Here is a 16,257-nt window from a genome sequence, read left to right as displayed (position 1 = left end):
GAGACCCGGTCACCACATGCCCGCCTCAATGCGCGGGTTCATCTTCCGCCTGCACCACCACTTCCACCTTGACCTCGCCCGCTTTCTGGAAACGCAGTGTCAGCGGCAGCTTGTCGCCCAGTTTCAGCGGTTGTTTCAGCCCCATCAGCATCACGTGCAAGCCATGCGGCTTGAAGTGCGCTTGTGCATTGGCGGTGATCGGTACGTTGGGCACCTGGCGCATGCGCATCACGCCGTTGTCGTTAATATGGTTATGCATCTCGACCTGCTCAGCCAGCGCGGGGCTGCTGACCGCCACCAGGGTATCGGCTTCACCACTGTTGCGGATGTCAAAGTAAATGGCACCCGCCATGCTGCCCGGCACGGTGGGCTTGGCCCAGGGGTGAACAATCAACAGCTTGCCCGCTGCAAACTGATGGGCGTGGAGCAAGGTGCTGGCCAGCAACAGGCCGCCAGCCAGCAGGGTACGTATGCGCAGCTTCATCCGGGTGTCCTCATGATATGTCCAAATTAAAGCCGGATTGTCCCACAGATCGGCAGACGGTACGCGTGGCAGACTGTCGCAGTGCCGTCACAGCGGCGGTTGCCGCCAGTGATGGCTGCGCTCCGGTCTGTCAGCTTGGGGCTGATGCCATTCTTCGCGTAACGCTTGTACGTCTTCCAGTTGCTGTCTTGTGGCCCGCAGCGCCTGCCACAGGGTTTGCCACAGCCCGGTGGCTGTCGTGGGATGTTGGCACGTATGCATGTGGCGCTCCTGATGTGAAAGGGATGGCAGCATCTTATTTGTATTAGATATCGCAATAAATAATCTTTCATGCAAATTATCTTTGCGTGTAAAGCACAAATAATGGATGTCTGCTGACGAGCATGACAAGGCAAGGTAGACTGAAAGCAGTCCCATTCCACCTCCCAGAGAGCCATGCCTACTGGAACCAATTTAAAGCAGCAGACCGTGCCGCTCGAGGCGCTGGCAGAGTGGTTGCAGCCGCTGCTGGTGCAGGCTTCGCTGCCGCAAAATCGCCAGCTGTATCGCGCGCTGCGCGAGCTGATCCTGCAGGGGCGGCTGCAGGGTGGACAACGGCTACCCTCCTCGCGCCAACTGGCAACGGCCTTGCAGATTGCGCGGAACACGGTGCTGTATGCGTTTGAGCAATTGCAGGCAGAAGGCTATGTGCTGACCCGGCACGGCGCAGGCAGCTATGTGGCGGAAACCCTGCCGGACCCCAGCCCGCAAGGTGAGGTTACAACGCCGGTGGAAAACGCTGCAGGTGGCCCTTACTTATCGCGTCGGGTGCAGCTGGTATTGGGCGGCATGCAGATGCGGGGATTCATGCGTGAGCGCACCCCGGCCTTTTTGCCGGGTGTGCCCGAGCTGGCGCAATTTCCGCATTTGCTGTGGCAGCGGATCTGGCAGCGGCAGCAACGGCAGATGCCGCGCGACTGGCTGGGGTACACCCGTGCCGGCGGGCATCAGGGGTTGAAGCAGGTGCTGAGCGATTATCTGCGCCTGACCCGTGCGCTGAATTGCAGCCCGGAGCAGATCCTGATCACCTCCGGCACCCAGCAATCGCTGGATTTGCTGGCACGTGCCTTGGCCGACCCCGGCGATGTGGCGTGGATGGAGGAGCCCGGCTATGGCGGCGCCAGTGCCGCGCTGACCGCAGCGGAGCTTGCCCTGTGCCCGGTGCCGGTGGATAACGAGGGCTTGTGCTGGGAGCGGGGTGACTATCCGGTTCCCCGGCTGATCTATGTGACACCCTCCCACCAGTACCCGCTGGGCTGCGTGATGAGCCTGAGCCGTCGCCGCAGCCTGCTGCAATACGCCGCCCAGCAGCAGAGCTGGATTCTGGAAGACGATTACGACAGCGAGTTCCGTTACGATGGCGCGCCGCTGGCGGCCCTGCAGGGACTGGACCGGGCGCAGCGGGTGATCTATATGGGTACGCTGAGCAAGGCCTGTTATCCGGGGCTGCGGCTGGCGTATCTGGTACTGCCGCCGGTGCTGGTCGAGCCGTTGACCCGCTTGCAGGCCCGGCTGTTGCGCGAGCCGGATTACGTCAAGCAGGCCACGCTGGCGGAGTTTATTGCAGAGGGCCATCTGGCCTCCCACATCCGCCGGATGCGCCAGTTATATGCGGCACGGCAACAGCTGCTGCGTGACAGTATCGCGGATGGACTGGAGGCTGAGGCGGCGCTGCTGGGCGGGCAAGGTGGCTTGCACGTGGTGTGCCCCTTGCCCGTGGGCAGCAAGGAGCGGCCGCTGATGCAGCAGTTACAGCAACGGCAGGTGCAAACACCGCCGCTGGGCAGTTTCCATCTGGCGACACCCCAGCAATCCGGCCTGGTTCTGGGCTATGCCGGGGTGCACGAAAACGACATCCGCCGTGCCGGACGCATCCTGGGCCAGCAACTGCGGGTCTTTACGGCCGACTCGGAACAAAGCTGAAGCAGGCGACTTCAGCACTGGGCCATTGATACTCATGAAAACGAACCTGCGATGGCGACCACCAGAGCAGGCAAGAGCTGCGGGTGCCGTAGGCTTCCCCTTCAATAAAGCGAGCAGACAATGTCCGCTCCCGCGCCAGCCCAAGCCCGGTATCCGGTAACAGCGCATCGGGTGCAAGCTGGCGGTCGGTCAGCAGCGACAGCAGGGCACCCTCATCCTCGGGCTGTGCCACAGCGCTCAGACCCTGCTGCAGGCCGAGGCTTTTGTACCACGGCGTATCCAGCCCGGCATTGGAAACGGCATAAGTGCCTGCCCCCCAGGCCTGCAGTTGATCACTCGGGCTGTGGTAAGCCAGCAGCTGCTGGCCATCAAACAGCAGCAGGTTGAAGCCGTTGTACTGTCGGGCGCGGAGCCGCAGCTGTGCCAGATAATCGGCCGAGGACAGCTGGCCCTGCAGCCAGGCTGTGACCAGTTCACCGCGAGAGGGGGCGTCGGGGCGATAATCGGCCACATTCCGCACATTGGTCAGTGCGGCCAGGCGGCCATCGCGCCCCAACGCCAGCCAGCTGCCCCCGGCTTGCAGGTCACGACCGCCCAGCCAGCCCTCCGGCCACCACTGTGCCTCGGCGGTAGGCCGCTGACGAAACTCATCGCGGTTGGCCAGCAGGATCAGCGGCCACTGCGGGTGCTGCTGCCAGGCAAGGCCGATCAGGCACATGGCTCAGTAGCGGGCCATGTCGGGATCGACTTGCGTGGCCCAGGCTTCCACCCCGCCGGTCAGGTTGTGCACCGGGCCCAGCCCGGCATTTTCCAGAAACAGCGCCACTTGATAGCTGCGCATGCCGTGGTGGCAAATGGTCACCAGCTCGCCGTCGTTGACTTCGTTCAGGCGGTTGCTGATTTCATGCATGGGCAGGTTCACGCTGCCGGGAATCTGGCACAGGGCAACCTCCCAGGGCTCGCGTACGTCGATCAGCTGCGGTTGCGGGCGGCTGGGGTCTGCCAGCCAGTGCTGCAGTTGTTGTGCGGTCAAGGTGTGCATGTCAGGGCTCCACAAAGCACAACACCCCTTGCGGGGTGTTGAGGGTGACAGGTTATTGTCGAATCAAAAGCTGAAACGCTGCGGCTGGGCTGCGTTCTGCAACGGTGCGGTCTGGGTATCAAACAGCACGCGGCGGCTGACTGTGCCAGCGCCATCCTTGGACATCACCGAGGCCACCATCACCGGCGCATCGCCAACAATGGCAAACAGGCGGCCACCCGGGTTCAGCTGGCTCAGCAGGCTGTCCGGCAGCACCGGCAACGAAGCCGTGACGACGATGACATCATACGGTGCACGGCTGTTCCAGCCTTGAGCGGCATCGCCGGTTTCCAGCGTCACATTGCGGATGTCGGCACGGCTCAGGTTGCCACGGGCCAGCTCGGTCAGCTCCGGGTCAATGTCCACGCTGTAGACATGGCGGGCCAGCCGGGCCAGCAGTGCGGTGAGGTAACCACAGCCAGTGCCGATTTCCAGGACCTTGTCAGTGGCGCCGATGTGCAGTTCCTGCAGCAGGCGGGCTTCTACTTTCGGTGGCAGGGTGGTGACGCCTTGTTTGATGGGCGTTTCCATGTCCACAAACGCCAGATCACGCCAGTTGGCCGGGATGAAGTTTTCGCGTTTCACCTCAAACAGCAGGTTCAGTACTGTTTCATCCAGCACCTCCCACGGGCGAATCTGCTGTTCCACCATGTTGAATCGTGCTTGTGCCCAATCCATGCTGCGCTACCCCATCGTTGATCCGACAATCTTCAGATTATCCCATATTTCAGCCGCTCGCACAGCCTGCAGACACGCAAGGAATCACCTACAATAAGAGCCAAGTACCGGAGCAGGAAGCCATTTTGCCGCAACACCAGTACACCATCACCTTGTTGCAGGTGCTGAGCCATCTGACCCGTATTCGGGATCTCGACATGCTGGAGCTCAGCCTGTCTGCGGTCCTGCAGGAGCAGCTGCAGCCCGAGCAGCTGACCTATTCCCGCTTGCTGGAGAGCCCGACCGGCCTGCGCGTGCACACCATGGTGCGGATCGACAAAGGTGATCTGCGCCATTTCCCGCTGGAAGAGCATTCACGGGTGCAGGCGCCGCTGCTGGGCGACAAGAACCACTGGCTGATGGCCAGCCTGGAGCACAATACCCGACTGACCCGGCGAGGCGATGGCGGCTTCCAACTGTTGCTGGCCCTGCATCAGGATCAACAGGCCATCGGGGTGTTTGAGCTACAGTTATTGCGCTCACCGGGGCATGATCTGTTGCAGGTGGTGGACCGCATGCTGGGACTGGTGCGCAACCACCTCTCCTTGCTGCGCTATGCCGAGCATGACAGCCTGACCGGGCTGATGAACCGCAAGACCTTTGATGTCCGCTTTCACCGCATGATGCTGATGGGCCACCACACCCCTATGACCATGGGGCCCACCACCATGCAGGAACGCGCTGCGTCGGATGCCTACTGGCTGGGGGTGGTGGATATCGACCACTTCAAGGTGATCAATGACCGCTTTGGTCACCTGTATGGGGACGAGGTGTTGATCCTGCTGGCGGGATTGATGCGGCAAAACTTCCGTTATCACGACCAGATTTTCCGCTTTGGCGGCGAAGAGTTTGTCATCCTGCTCGGTAACATCTCGGCGGAACACGCCCAGCAGACCTTTGAGCGCTTGCGCTGGACGGTAGAGCACCACCCTTTCCCGCAGGTGGGCAAGGTCACCGTCAGTATTGGCTATACCCGTATTCCGGTGCCGAGCAGTGCCAGTGATGTGATCGGTCAGGCAGACCGGGCGCTGTACTACGCCAAGCAGCATGGCCGCAACCAGTGCTGCAATTACCTGCAGTTGCTGCAAGATGGCAAGCTGAATCAACCGGATGCCCCGCGAGGCGACATTGAGCTGTTCTGAGTTTGCCTGCCGCAGCGGCTGTGCCGCCTGCTGCATTGCCCCCTCCATTTCCTCCCCCATACCCGGCATGCCGAACGGCAAACCGGCCGGTGTACATTGCGTGCAGCTGGATGAACAATTGCGCTGTCGCCTGTTTGGCCAGCCGGAGCGGCCTGCGGTGTGCAGCGGCCTGCAGCCCAGCCCGGAGATGTGCGGCGATAGCCGTGAGCAAGCCCTGCGCTGGCTGGGTTATCTGGAAGTGGTGACCACACCGCCGACAGATTGAGCAGACCTGTCCGACCAAGCGGCATTACCACCGCAGACGACGGGATCTTGCATCATGAAACAATGGAAGTATTGGTTATTGTGCCTGTTGGCGCTGACGGCCCGCTGGGCCATGGCCAGCGACAGCACCACCCAGCAGGCGGGACAGCAGGTGTTTCTGGCCGAGCGCCTGGTCAAAGCCTATGCCCTGCAGCGCTTGAATGTGACGGCCAGCCGACCGGCTGAGCAACTGCGCGCCAGTAGCGAGCAGTTTGCCCGCAACCTGCAGACCCTGCAGCAACAGGCACCCACCGCGGCGATTCGTGAACAATATCAACTGCTGGCGCAACTTTGGACAGATTACAAACCGCAGCTCAATGCACAGGCAGATGTACGCAAGCTGGCCGCACTCAATGAAGAGTGGATTTACGTGGCGCAGCAGGCCAACCAGCTGTGGGAAAAGTGGGATGTCAGCCAGGGGCGTAAAACCGAGCGGCAACTGCAACAGCAAATCAGTATCCAGTCACAACGCTTGGCCAAGCTCTATGCTTTGCAACAGCTCGGGGCCAATCAACCGTTTGTGGCCAGTGATCTCGTTACCGCACACCGGCTAGTGACGGCCAACCTGCGCCAGCTCCGGCAACAATCGACACAGCAGCCGGATCGCCTGTCGCGTATTCAGCTGGCAGAAACCCAGTGGGCCTTCTTTGAACAGGCGCTGGAGCGGGCGATGAAGCAGGGCAGCAGCCCCGAGCTGTGGCGCGATGTGGCGACCACCAGCGAGCGTATTGTTGAGGTGATGGATAGCCTGTAAGCCAGGTCTACATCCGTAGCGGCAATTGCTGATGCAGAAAATCAATCATGGCGCGGGTTTTGGCCGCCAGGGGCCGTTTCGGGTAGCGGGCCACCAGATGCCAGGGCTCGGGCAGGTCATACTCTGACAGGATGACCTGCAAGCGTCCATTGTCGACCTGTTCCTGGCAAAGGTAGGTCCCCAGCCGGGCAATACCCACCCCCTGCTCGGCCAGGTGCATCATGGTGATGCCTGAGTCGGTGGCGTGGTGCCGTCCCAGCAGAAAGTCCTCTGCCTTACCCTCCACGGTAAAGGTCCACACGTGTTGTTGCTCCGAGCCAGTACGGCTGATACAGGTGTGATTCACCAGTTCTGACGGATGTTGTGGTGTGCCATGCCGTGCCAGATAGTCCGGGCTGGCGACCACATGGCGCAGATAAGGGGCGAGCCACTCGGCGGCATAGCGAGGATTGGTTGAGCGTCGGTGCTGCTGGATGCGCAAGGCCAGATCATACCCTTCCTCCAGCAGGTCCACATTGCGGTCGGTATACAGCATCTCCAGCTCGATGCGCGGGTAGCGGGCACAGAACATTGGCAGCAAGGGGGTCAGTACACTGGGGCCGATCTGGCTGGGGGCGGTCAGCCGCAAGCGCCCCCACGGCACTTCCTGCAATTGCTGGACCGCATCGCGTGCGCCGTCCAGTGCCTCCAGGATGCTGCGGGCGTGACGGTAATACACTTGACCGGCTTCGGTCAGCGTCAGTCGGCGGGTGCTGCGGGTCATCAGTACCGTGCCCAGCTCGGCCTCCAGCTGCTGTACCGCGCGCGACAGGCTGGAGGGCATCAGGTCCAGCGCACGGGCGGCCGCCGAGAAGCTGCCCAGATCGACCACCTTGCAGTACCACTGCAACAGCTGACGACTTTCCATTAGCCCTCCTGGCGCTGCAGACCGCTGCGCACACAGCGCAGCAGGCCATAGCTGAATTCACCGTCCAGCGCATCAAAGGCGGGCTTCAGCCGCAGCGCCACATCATCCTGCTGCAAGGCCAGCTCAATCCGGTTGAGGCTGTCGGCATCGAGCCCGGTGGCGGTGCCGACATCAATATCCCCGGCCAGGATGCCGGCAGAGAGGTGCTGGTAGATGGTGTCGGCACTCAATTGCCGCTCGCTGGCCACTGCCAGCGCGTGGCGTCCCTGCCGCACGGCGGCCACGCTGGTGCGGGCACTGTCGTGATAGGGTACTTCGCTCACTGTGGGCGGGCCGTGCTGGGCATGGTGGGCCTGCAGTACGCTCAGCAGCGCGTCGCCATAGCGGCTGAGCTTGCTGTCGCCAATGCCAAAGGTATCGCGCAGCGCGTCCAGTGTCTGCGGGCGACGGTCAAGCAGATGGCGCAGCGTGGTGTCGCCAAAAATCATATAGGGCGGTATGCCCTGCTCATCGGCCAGCTTGCGGCGCAACTGCCGCAGCTGCTGCCACAGTAATTCTTCCGCGCTATCGCGGAAACGCCACTCGCCGCTACGAACGCCGCGCTGCGCCTTGTTGCCTGCCGGTTCGCGCCGCACGGTCAGCGTGGTTTCACCACGCAATAGCGGGCGGCTGCGTTCCGTCAGCTGCAAGGCACCGAAGCGTTCGGCATCACTTTCCAGATAGCCACCCGCCAGCAGTTGCCGGAACAGCACCCGCCAGCTGGATTCGCCCAGCTCGCTGCCAATGCCGAAGGTGCTCAAGCTGTGGTGACCAAACTGCTCGACCTTGGGCGTGCGTTTGCCCAGCAGCACGTCGATCACATGCCCGGCGCCGAAGCGCTGCTCACAGCGGAACACACAAGAGAGCGCACGTCGGGCCGCGTCGGTGGCGTCCCAGGTTTCCGGTGGCTGCAGGCAGTTGTCGCAATTGCCGCAGGGGGCGGCGTCTTCCCCAAAGTAGGCCAGCAGGTGCTGACGGCGGCAGCGGCTGCTCTCACACAGGCCCAACAGGGCGTCCAGCTTCTGCCGCTCCAGCCGCTTTTGTGTGGGCGGTGCTTCGCCCTGCGCAATCATCTCGTGCTGCATCACCACGTCCTGCATGCCATACAGCAGCAAGGCTTCGGCCGGTTCGCCGTCGCGCCCGGCGCGGCCGGTTTCCTGGTAGTAGCTCTCGATGCTCTTCGGCAGGTCAAGGTGAATCACATAGCGTACGTCCGGCTTGTCGATGCCCATGCCGAACGCGATGGTCGCCACCATCACCCGGCCTTCCTGCCGCAGGAACTGCTGCTGGTGCTGCTGACGGGTCTGGCTGTCGAGACCCGCGTGGTAATGCAGGGCCGGGATGCCTTGTTGCCGCAGCCAGGCGGCGGTGTCCTCCACCCGCTTGCGCGACAGGCAATAGATGATGCCTGCGGCGTCCGGATAGGTGCGGATCAATGCCAGCGCCTGCTCGCGAGGGCGGTTTTTCTCGGCAATGCGGTAGCGGATGTTGGGCCGGTCAAAGCTGGTAATGAACTGCCGCGCCTGTTGCAAGCCCAGCCGGTCTATCATTTCCTGTCGGGTGGCGTGGTCGGCGGTGGCGGTCAGCGCGATGCGCGGCACCTGCGGCCAGCGTTCATGCAGAATCGACAGCCCCATGTATTCCGGGCGGAAGTCGTGCCCCCATTGCGATACGCAGTGGGCTTCATCAATGGCGAACAGCGCGAGCGGGGCCTGTTGCAGCAGGTTGAGGAAGCGGTCGGTCAACAGGCGCTCAGGGGCAACATAGAGCAGGTCGAGCTGGCCTTCCAGCAACTGCTGCTCCACTGCCCAGGCATCGCGTGGGTCCAGCGTGGAGTTGAGGCAGGCGGCGCGCACGCCCAGCTGGCGCAGGGTATCCACTTGATCCTGCATCAGTGCAATCAGCGGTGACACCACAATGCCACAACCGGGGCGCAGCAGGGCCGGGATCTGGTAGCACAGCGATTTGCCGCCACCGGTCGGCATCAGCACCAGGGCATCGTCACCCGCCAGCAGGCTGGCAATGATGTCGGCCTGCGGCCCACGGAAAGCCGGGTAGCCAAAGGTATGCTGCAGCACATGCAAGGCGTCGTTCATGCCACCCCATCCGGCAGCATGGCCAGCATGCGCTGTGTTGCGCCCTGATGGCGGGCGACAAAGGCCAGCGCCGCCTCACGCATGGCGTGTCGCTGCACGGGGGCTGCCAGCAGCGCCATGGCTTGCTGCAGGGCGTCCGCCACATCGGTCACACGGTGCGCGGCACCGGCATCGACCGCCAACTGGCTGGCTTCGGCAAAGTTGAACATGTGCGGCCCCAGCAGCAATGGGCAACCGACTGCAGCGGCTTCGATCAGGTTATGCCCGCCATAGGGCAGCAGGCTGCCTCCCATGATGGCGAGGTCAGCACAGCCATACCAGGCATAGAGTTCACCCAGGCTGTCCCCCAGCAGAATCTGTACCTCGGCGGGCAGGGGGGCTGCGCCATCCCACTGGCTGCGCCGCTGCAGGTGACCGGCAGGTGCCAGCAAGCGGGCGACTTCGTCAAAGCGTTGCGGGTGGCGTGGCACCACCACCAGCAGGGCGTGGGCAGGCAAGGGCTGTTGCTGCAAGGCGCCAAGCAACAGCGCTTCTTCACCGTCACGACTGCTGGCCAGCAGCAACACCGGTCGCTCTCCGATGGCGTGACGGAAGCCTTGGGCCAGCGTGGCGGCCTCAGGGGGCGGTTGCAGGTCGTACTTGAGGTTGCCGCAGACCGTAACCGCTTGCCCGCCCAGTTGTCGCAGCCGTTCGGCATCCGCTTCGCTTTGTGCGGCGATGGCGCGGAAGCGGGCAAAGGCGGGCCTGCTGAGTGCTGCAAAACGCTGATAGCCGCGTGCGGAGCGGGCGGACAGCCGGGCATTGAGCAGGTAAAGCGGTACCCCCGCAGCCTGACTGGCAGCGCACAGGTTCGGCCACACCTCGGTTTCCAGAATCAGGCCAAATGCGGGCCGGAAGTGGCGCAGGAAGCGGCGTATGCCCAGCGGGCCATCGTAGGGCAGGGTGGCAATCAAGGCGTATTCGCCATAGAGCGCTTGTGCTGCTTCGCGTCCGGTAGCAGTCAGATGGGTGATCAGCAGCTGGTGCTGTGGGTAGCGCAGGCGCAATCCGGCCACCAGCGACTGTGCCGCGCGGGTTTCCCCCAGCGACACGGCGTGTAGCCAGATCAGCGGGCGCTGGCGATCTACCGGAAGACGGTAGTAGCCCAGGCGCTGTGCCCAGTGCAGGCGATAGCCTGGTTCTTTGCGTCCCCGCCACCACAGGCGCAGCGGCAGCAGGGGCAACAGCAGCCACCAGCACAGGCTGTACAGCGCGCGGGCCATCATGACGTGATGCGGGCCAGTGCGGCGCTGGCGTGTTGCCACACCTGTGCCACAGTCGGTTGCACCTGCACCCCGCCCAGGTTGGCGACGTACTGGTCGCCCATCACGCCGGCGTGATTGGGGTCGCTGTCACAGAACAGGGCGATGGTCGGCGTTTCCACCGCGTTGGCAATATGGGTGAAGCCGGTATCCACGCCGACCGCCAGCGTGGCATGCGACAACATGGCGGTGGCGTCCAGCAGCGTCAGACGGGGGGCCACCTGCGCGTCCGGTATGGCGGCGGCCAGCCGTTCTGAGCGTACCCGTTCCGGTTCGCTGCCCCAGGTAAACAGGCTGCGAATCCCTGCTGTGTGTAGCTGCTGGCCGAGTGTGATCCAGTGCGCCTCCGGCCACTCCTTGGCGGCGCGGGCGGTATTGGTCAGCAAGGCGGCAAAGCGGCCTTGTGGCAACCAGGGCAAGGCATGGTCTACATTGCGAATGCCGTAATGGATGGCGGCCTCCGGGGTGTAACCCAGCGCCAGGCCGGCCAGCTTGCGGTTCTTGGTGATCACATGATCGCCAGTCGGAATGGCAAAGGTACGGTCGTAAAACGGTAGTGCAAAGCGGTCACGAATATTGCTGCGGTCAAACGCGCAGGAGGGGCCGCGGGCCCGGCCACACACCCAGGCGCTTTTCAGCAGGCCTTGCGGATCAATGATGGCGTCGTAGCGGACTTGCTGCAGCTGGTCGAGGAAGGTGCGGATCTCCTGCCAGACGACGCGTGACCACAGCCGCTTGCGCCAGCGCCGAATGGCGATGGGCAGGATATGGCTGACGCCGGGGTGCAGCGCGGGCAGTTCGACGTATTGCTCCTCGGCCACCCAGTCGATACGGGCGTCGGGAAAATGGGCGCGCAGGTCGCTGACCACGGGCAGGGTATGGATCAGGTCGCCCATCGACGACATGCGGACCAGCAGGATGTTCGGCATGCGCGGCATTGTACCGGAAAGGCCGCCGGGCGGCGTGCCGATCGTCCCTTGGCAGACCTGATATACTGCGGCGATCATTGTTCCGGTTTCCGGCCATGCGCCAACCCCTGTCTGCCGTCCTCATCACCCTCAATGAAGCCTCTCAGCTCCCGGCCACGCTGGCGGCGCTGCAGTTTTGCGACGAAATTGTGGTGGTGGACTCCGGCAGTAGCGACGATACCGTGGCGCTGGCCGAAGCCGCAGGCGCACGGGTGATCCACCAGCCCTGGCTGGGCTTTGCCGCGCAGAAGCAGTTTGCGACTGAGCAGGCCAGCCATGACTGGGTGCTCAGCATTGATGCCGACGAGCGGGTGAGCGATACCTTGCGCGCCAGCATTGAGCTGGTACTGCAGCAGCCGCAGCATGCCGCCTACCAGATGCCACGCTGCAACCGCTTCATGGGGCGCTGGCTGCGGCATGGTGAAGGCTATCCGGACCGCATTCCGCGGCTGTTCCACCGCCAGCAAGCGCGCTGGAGCCAGGATCCGGTACACGAACATGTGGTGACCGAGGGCAGCATGGGCTTGCTCAAGGGCGATCTGCTGCACGAGTCGGCCGATGACCTCCACAGTTATCTGGCCAAGCAGAATCGCTATACCAGCCTGCAGGCCGAGCGGCTGGCGGCGCGAGGCAAGCGGGTGAGTGGCCTCAAGCTGTGGCTGAGCCCGCTGCTGCGATTCTTCAAGATGTATGTGCTGCGGCTGGGCATGCTGGATGGGGTGCCGGGTCTGGTCCACATCAGCATTGGCTGCTTCAACAGCTTCATCAAGTACGCCAAGGCGCGCGAGCTGCTGCGGCGACAACAGGAAAAACGACCATGAAGGTATTGGTGACCGGCGCTGCCGGGTTTATCGGCATGCACCTCAGCCAGCAGCTGCTGGCACGCGGTGACGAGGTAGTCGGTATCGACAACCTCAATGATTACTACGATGTCCGCCTCAAGCACGCCCGTCTGGCCCGCTTGCAGGCTTTGCCCGGTTTCCGTTTCCAGCAAATGGACCTGGCCGATGGCGCGCGCCTGCTGCTGCTGTTTGCGCAGGAACGTTTTGATGCGGTGGTGAACCTGGCGGCGCAAGCCGGGGTGCGCTATTCGTTGACCAACCCCGGCGCCTATGTGTCCAGCAACCTGGCAGGCTTCGTCAATATCCTGGAAGGTTGCCGTCATTACCCGGTGAAACATCTGGTCTATGCCAGCTCCAGCAGTGTCTATGGTGCCAACAGCAAGCTACCGTTCAGTGAGTCAGACGCCATTGATCATCCGGTGAGCCTGTACGCGGCCAGCAAGAAATCCAATGAACTGATGGCGCACAGCTACAGCCACCTGTTTGGCATCCCGACCACCGGCCTGCGCTTTTTCACCGTCTACGGCCCGTGGGGACGCCCGGACATGGCGGCTTGGCTGTTTACCGACCGCATGCTGCGCGGTGAAACCATCCAGGTGTTCAACCATGGCCAGCTACGACGAGACTTCACCTATATCGACGATATTGTCGAGGGGGTGGTGCGCCTGCTGGACCACCCGGCTGCGCCAGACCCGGCCTTTGACCGCATGGCCCCCAATCCGGACACCAGCTTTGCGCCGTACCGGGTGTTCAATATCGGTAACCACCAGCCGGTGCCGCTGCTGACCTTTATTGAAACACTGGAACAGGTACTGGGTGTGACCGCCAACAAGGAAATGCTGCCAATGCAGGCGGGCGATGTGGAAGCCACCTATGCCGACACCGATCGCCTGCGCGCCTTGACCGGATTTGCACCCGCGACACCACTGGCGACAGGCTTGCAATGCTTCGCTGACTGGTACCGCGATTACCACCAGCTGTAAGGCCTCGCAGTAAATCCTTGAAAAACAACAACAGACTTGCCCGGCGGGTTTGACGCTGTAACAAACCTGCCGGTATAATCCAGCGGCTTTTAGGGTGCAGGGTTTTCGCATGTTGGCTGCCAGGGCCGGTAAGGTCATCTTGTTGCAACTCGGTCTGGGTATGCTGGTTTGCGTGATTGCCGCGATCGCGGGTGGGCTGGTACAGGCGGTTTCCGCCCTGATCGGCACCGGCATCGCGGTGACAGGCAGTGTGTTGTATGCGCGTATTGCCTATGCGGTCGAGTTTGCTGCACCCCCCGTACTGATGCGCGCGCATTTTCGTGCACAGGCGGTCAAGTTTCTCACCACGGTGGTGCTGTTTGCCGGGGTGTTCATGGGATTGAAGGGTATCAACGCCGTGTGGCTACTGGCCGCCTTCGTTGCTGCTTCCGCTGCCTACTGGGTGGCGCTGGTATTGATCAAAAAATAACGGGTAAGTTCAAACATGTCTGAAGCACATAGCGCTCCCGCCAACGCAACCGAGTACATCAAGCACCACTTGACCTTTTTGGCCAAGGAAGATGCGCCGCTGCAAGGCTTCCACCTGGATACCTTCTGGATTGCCCTGGTGCTGGGCCTGCTGTTTGTCGGCATCTTTGCCTTGGTGGCACGTCGCGCCAGCGTGGACAAGCCGGGTCGTCTGCAATGTCTGGTTGAAATCATCATCGAGATGGTCGACACCCAGATCAAGGACGCCTTCCACGGCAAGAGCAAGGTGATTGCGCCCTTGTCGCTCACCATCTTCTGCTGGGTGTTCCTGATGAACGCCATGGACTTCTTGCCGGTGGATCTGCTGCCGTGGATTGCTTCCCACGTGTTTGGCATTCACTACCTGCGCGTGGTGCCGACGGCAGACGTGAACCAGACCTTCGCCATGTCGCTGTCGGTGATGTTCCTGATCATGGGCTTCTCCATCGGTGCCAAGGGCCTGGGCGGCTACACCAAGGAGCTGTTTACCGCACCGTTCCATGCCAGTGGCCCGATCGGTACCCTTATTCTGGCGCCGGTGAACTTCGCCTTCCAGCTGCTGGAGCTGCTGGCCAAGCCGATTTCGCTGGCCCTGCGTTTGTTCGGCAACATGTATGCCGGCGAGCTGATCTTCATTCTGATTGCCCTGCTGCCTTGGGGCGCGCAGTGGCTGTTGGGTGGTCCGTGGGCGATCTTCCACATTCTGGTGGTGACCCTGCAGGCATTTGTGTTCATGATGTTGACCATCGTTTACCTCAGCCTTGCTGTGGAAGACCACTGATCAGCACCGAACCGTTTTCAACTTGGTAGTCAAACTCGTTTTTTAACTCAGGAGTACGTCAATGCAAGCACTGGTCGCTCAACTGCAGGGTTACACCGTCCTGGCAGCCGCTTTCATCATCGGTCTGGCCGCTATCGGTACCGCTATCGGCTTCGCCCTGCTGGGTGGTAAGTTCCTGGAAGCTTCGGCTCGTCAGCCGGAAATGATCCCGGTTCTGCAAACCAAGCTGTTCATTATTGCTGGTCTGCTGGATGCGATTTCGATGATTGGTGTGGGTGTTGCCATGCTGTACACCTTCAACAACCCGTTCATCGCCGCCATCAAGGCCGCTGCCCAATAATCTCGGGTCCATCCAGTCAACCTGAGAGGAAAACAACATGGACATCAATGCCTCGTTAATCGGGCAAATGATCACCTTTGCAATTCTGGTGCTCTTTACCATGAAGTTTGTTTGGCCTCCGCTGACCCAGATGATGGACGAGCGCGCCCGCCGCATTTCCGAAGGTCTGGCTGCCGCTGAAAAGGGCAAGCACGACTACGAAAATGCCGAGAAGCGTGCAGCAGAAAAGCTGCGCGAATCGAAGGGGCAGGCCGCCGAGATCATTGCGCTGGCGGAAAAGCGCGCCGCGCAGATCGTTGATGAAGCCAAGAATGCCGCCAAGGCTGAGGGCGAGCGTCAACTCGCTGCGGCACAGGCGGAAGTCGAGCAACTGATGGCCCGCGCCAAGGAAGAACTGCGTCAGCAGGTGTCCGATCTGGCGGTGGCAGGTGCAGAAAAGATCCTGCGTCGCGAAATCGACGCCAAGGCTCATGCTGACCTGCTCGATACCATCAAAGCGGAATTGTAAAACTCATGGCAGAAATCGTTACCGTTGCGCGGCCCTATGCAGAAGCAGCGTTCAAGCTCGCCAAAGAGCTGAACCAGCTGGATGCATGGTCAGACGCACTGCGTTTGTTGGTAACGGTGGTTGAGCACGAAGAGGTTGCCCGCGTCATTGACAACCCCAACGTGTCAGCACCGCAAATCGAATCTCTGCTGCAGGGCATCGTTGGCGAGCAGGTGTCGGTGGAAGTGAAAAACTTCATCAGCATCCTGGTCAGCAACAAGCGCCTGAACCTGCTGCCGGAAGTGGCGCGCCAATATGCGCAACTGAAGCTGGACGCCGAAAATGGCGTCGATGCAGCCGTGGTTTCGGCCTTTCCCTTGTCCGATGCCCAGCTGAATGAGCTCAGCGCCCAACTGGTGAAACGATTTGGTCGCCAGATTCGCGCACAGGTGACGGTGGATCCCGAATTGCTGGGTGGTGTGAAAATCACCGTCGGCGATCAGGTGATCGACGCTTCCGTACGCGGCAAGCTGCAGGCGATGGCCTATGGGCTCAAAAGTTAG

Annotated in this window: 20 protein-coding genes; 11 read left to right on the top strand and 9 right to left on the bottom strand. The window is 62.0% G+C overall.

The genetic code is table 11. The annotated features are described in order from the left end of the window. Positions 1–25: 25 nt before the first annotated feature. Both ACE3O2_RS15225 and ACE3O2_RS15220 read right to left on the bottom strand, forming a co-directional pair. Positions 26–484, bottom strand: a complete 459-nt coding sequence (locus tag ACE3O2_RS15225; protein WP_374338917.1) for a copper chaperone PCu(A)C — start codon at positions 482–484, stop codon at positions 26–28. A gap of 87 nt (positions 485–571) precedes the next feature. Next, on the bottom strand, positions 572–745 hold the full coding sequence (locus ACE3O2_RS15220) for a hypothetical protein (protein ID WP_374338915.1): 174 nt from the start codon (positions 743–745) through the stop codon (positions 572–574). 174 nt (positions 746–919) lie between these two features. On the opposite strand from ACE3O2_RS15220, the gene ACE3O2_RS15215 reads away from it, so the two are divergent. Then, complete coding sequence (locus tag ACE3O2_RS15215; protein WP_374338912.1) at positions 920–2,446, top strand: PLP-dependent aminotransferase family protein; 1,527 nt, start codon at positions 920–922, stop codon at positions 2,444–2,446. Here ACE3O2_RS15215 and ACE3O2_RS15210 read toward each other — a convergent pair. The 3 genes from ACE3O2_RS15210 to ACE3O2_RS15200 form a co-directional block, all read right to left on the bottom strand. Further along, positions 2,421–3,164 carry an NRDE family protein gene (locus ACE3O2_RS15210; protein WP_374338910.1) on the bottom strand — a complete coding sequence of 248 codons (744 nt, stop codon included), beginning with the start codon at positions 3,162–3,164 and terminating at the stop codon, positions 2,421–2,423. The genes ACE3O2_RS15215 and ACE3O2_RS15210 overlap by 26 nt on opposite strands. A gap of 3 nt (positions 3,165–3,167) precedes the next feature. Then, on the bottom strand, positions 3,168–3,488 hold the full coding sequence (locus ACE3O2_RS15205; protein ID WP_168878304.1) for a rhodanese-like domain-containing protein: 321 nt from the start codon (positions 3,486–3,488) through the stop codon (positions 3,168–3,170). 63 nt (positions 3,489–3,551) lie between these two features. After that, positions 3,552–4,205 carry a protein-L-isoaspartate O-methyltransferase gene (locus ACE3O2_RS15200; protein WP_374338908.1) on the bottom strand — a complete coding sequence of 218 codons (654 nt, stop codon included), beginning with the start codon at positions 4,203–4,205 and terminating at the stop codon, positions 3,552–3,554. Positions 4,206–4,330: 125 nt separating this feature from the next. Between ACE3O2_RS15200 and ACE3O2_RS15195 the strand changes: the two genes are divergently transcribed. The 3 genes from ACE3O2_RS15195 to ACE3O2_RS15185 are packed head-to-tail and all read left to right on the top strand — an operon-like array spanning position 4,331 to position 6,443. After that, complete coding sequence (locus ACE3O2_RS15195; protein ID WP_374338906.1) at positions 4,331–5,386, top strand: GGDEF domain-containing protein; 1,056 nt, start codon at positions 4,331–4,333, stop codon at positions 5,384–5,386. Continuing rightward, a complete protein-coding gene (locus ACE3O2_RS15190) occupies positions 5,355–5,651 on the top strand; it encodes a YkgJ family cysteine cluster protein (protein ID WP_374338904.1) in 297 nt (98 codons plus the stop codon). The genes ACE3O2_RS15195 and ACE3O2_RS15190 overlap by 32 nt, the downstream gene beginning before the upstream one ends. Positions 5,652–5,705: 54 nt before the next feature. Then, positions 5,706–6,443: a hypothetical protein gene (locus ACE3O2_RS15185; RefSeq protein ID WP_374338902.1), complete on the top strand. Its 738-nt coding sequence runs from the start codon at positions 5,706–5,708 to the stop codon at positions 6,441–6,443. Between the two features lie 7 nt (positions 6,444–6,450). Here ACE3O2_RS15185 and ACE3O2_RS15180 read toward each other — a convergent pair whose 3' ends face one another. Genes ACE3O2_RS15180 through waaC form a run of 4 tightly spaced genes read right to left on the bottom strand, consistent with a single transcriptional unit; the run spans position 6,451 to position 11,793 of the window. Further along, positions 6,451–7,350 (bottom strand): LysR substrate-binding domain-containing protein, encoded by a 900-nt coding sequence (locus ACE3O2_RS15180; RefSeq protein WP_374338900.1) that lies wholly within the window; start codon positions 7,348–7,350, stop codon positions 6,451–6,453. Continuing rightward, positions 7,350–9,485: a DNA helicase RecQ gene (gene recQ / locus ACE3O2_RS15175; protein WP_374338898.1), complete on the bottom strand. Its 2,136-nt coding sequence runs from the start codon at positions 9,483–9,485 to the stop codon at positions 7,350–7,352. The genes ACE3O2_RS15180 and recQ overlap by 1 nt, the downstream gene beginning before the upstream one ends. Beyond that, positions 9,482–10,750 (bottom strand): lipid IV(A) 3-deoxy-D-manno-octulosonic acid transferase, encoded by a 1,269-nt coding sequence (waaA, locus tag ACE3O2_RS15170; RefSeq protein WP_374338896.1) that lies wholly within the window; start codon positions 10,748–10,750, stop codon positions 9,482–9,484. The genes recQ and waaA overlap by 4 nt, the downstream gene beginning before the upstream one ends. Then, a complete protein-coding gene (waaC, locus tag ACE3O2_RS15165; protein WP_374338894.1) occupies positions 10,747–11,793 on the bottom strand; it encodes a lipopolysaccharide heptosyltransferase I in 1,047 nt (348 codons plus the stop codon). The genes waaA and waaC overlap by 4 nt, the downstream gene beginning before the upstream one ends. Positions 11,794–11,810: 17 nt before the next feature. On the opposite strand from waaC, the gene ACE3O2_RS15160 reads away from it, so the two are divergent. The 7 genes from ACE3O2_RS15160 (at position 11,811) to ACE3O2_RS15130 (ending at position 16,257) form a co-directional block, all read left to right on the top strand. Further along, the gene (locus tag ACE3O2_RS15160) at positions 11,811–12,575 is read left to right on the top strand and encodes a glycosyltransferase family 2 protein (protein WP_374338892.1); all 765 of its coding nucleotides are present in this window, start codon (positions 11,811–11,813) and stop codon (positions 12,573–12,575) included. Further along, positions 12,572–13,579, top strand: coding sequence for an NAD-dependent epimerase (locus ACE3O2_RS15155; protein ID WP_374338890.1), 1,008 nt, complete (start codon positions 12,572–12,574; stop codon positions 13,577–13,579). Before ACE3O2_RS15160 ends, ACE3O2_RS15155 begins: the two co-directional genes overlap by 4 nt. Positions 13,580–13,688: 109 nt before the next feature. Continuing rightward, positions 13,689–14,048 carry an ATP synthase subunit I gene (locus ACE3O2_RS15150; protein ID WP_374338888.1) on the top strand — a complete coding sequence of 120 codons (360 nt, stop codon included), beginning with the start codon at positions 13,689–13,691 and terminating at the stop codon, positions 14,046–14,048. Between the two features lie 15 nt (positions 14,049–14,063). After that, positions 14,064–14,867, top strand: a complete 804-nt coding sequence (atpB, locus tag ACE3O2_RS15145) for a F0F1 ATP synthase subunit A (protein ID WP_374338886.1) — start codon at positions 14,064–14,066, stop codon at positions 14,865–14,867. A gap of 61 nt (positions 14,868–14,928) precedes the next feature. Then, complete coding sequence (gene atpE, locus ACE3O2_RS15140; RefSeq protein ID WP_168878317.1) at positions 14,929–15,207, top strand: F0F1 ATP synthase subunit C; 279 nt, start codon at positions 14,929–14,931, stop codon at positions 15,205–15,207. A gap of 37 nt (positions 15,208–15,244) precedes the next feature. After that, positions 15,245–15,715 carry a F0F1 ATP synthase subunit B gene (locus ACE3O2_RS15135; protein WP_168878318.1) on the top strand — a complete coding sequence of 157 codons (471 nt, stop codon included), beginning with the start codon at positions 15,245–15,247 and terminating at the stop codon, positions 15,713–15,715. 5 nt (positions 15,716–15,720) lie between these two features. Continuing rightward, positions 15,721–16,257 (top strand): F0F1 ATP synthase subunit delta, encoded by a 537-nt coding sequence (locus tag ACE3O2_RS15130; protein WP_168878319.1) that lies wholly within the window; start codon positions 15,721–15,723, stop codon positions 16,255–16,257.

Source organism: Leeia sp., assembly GCF_041909055.1.
GTDB lineage: Bacteria > Pseudomonadota > Gammaproteobacteria > Burkholderiales > Leeiaceae > Leeia > Leeia aquatica.
This window is presented reverse-complemented; position numbering and strand designations above follow the sequence as displayed.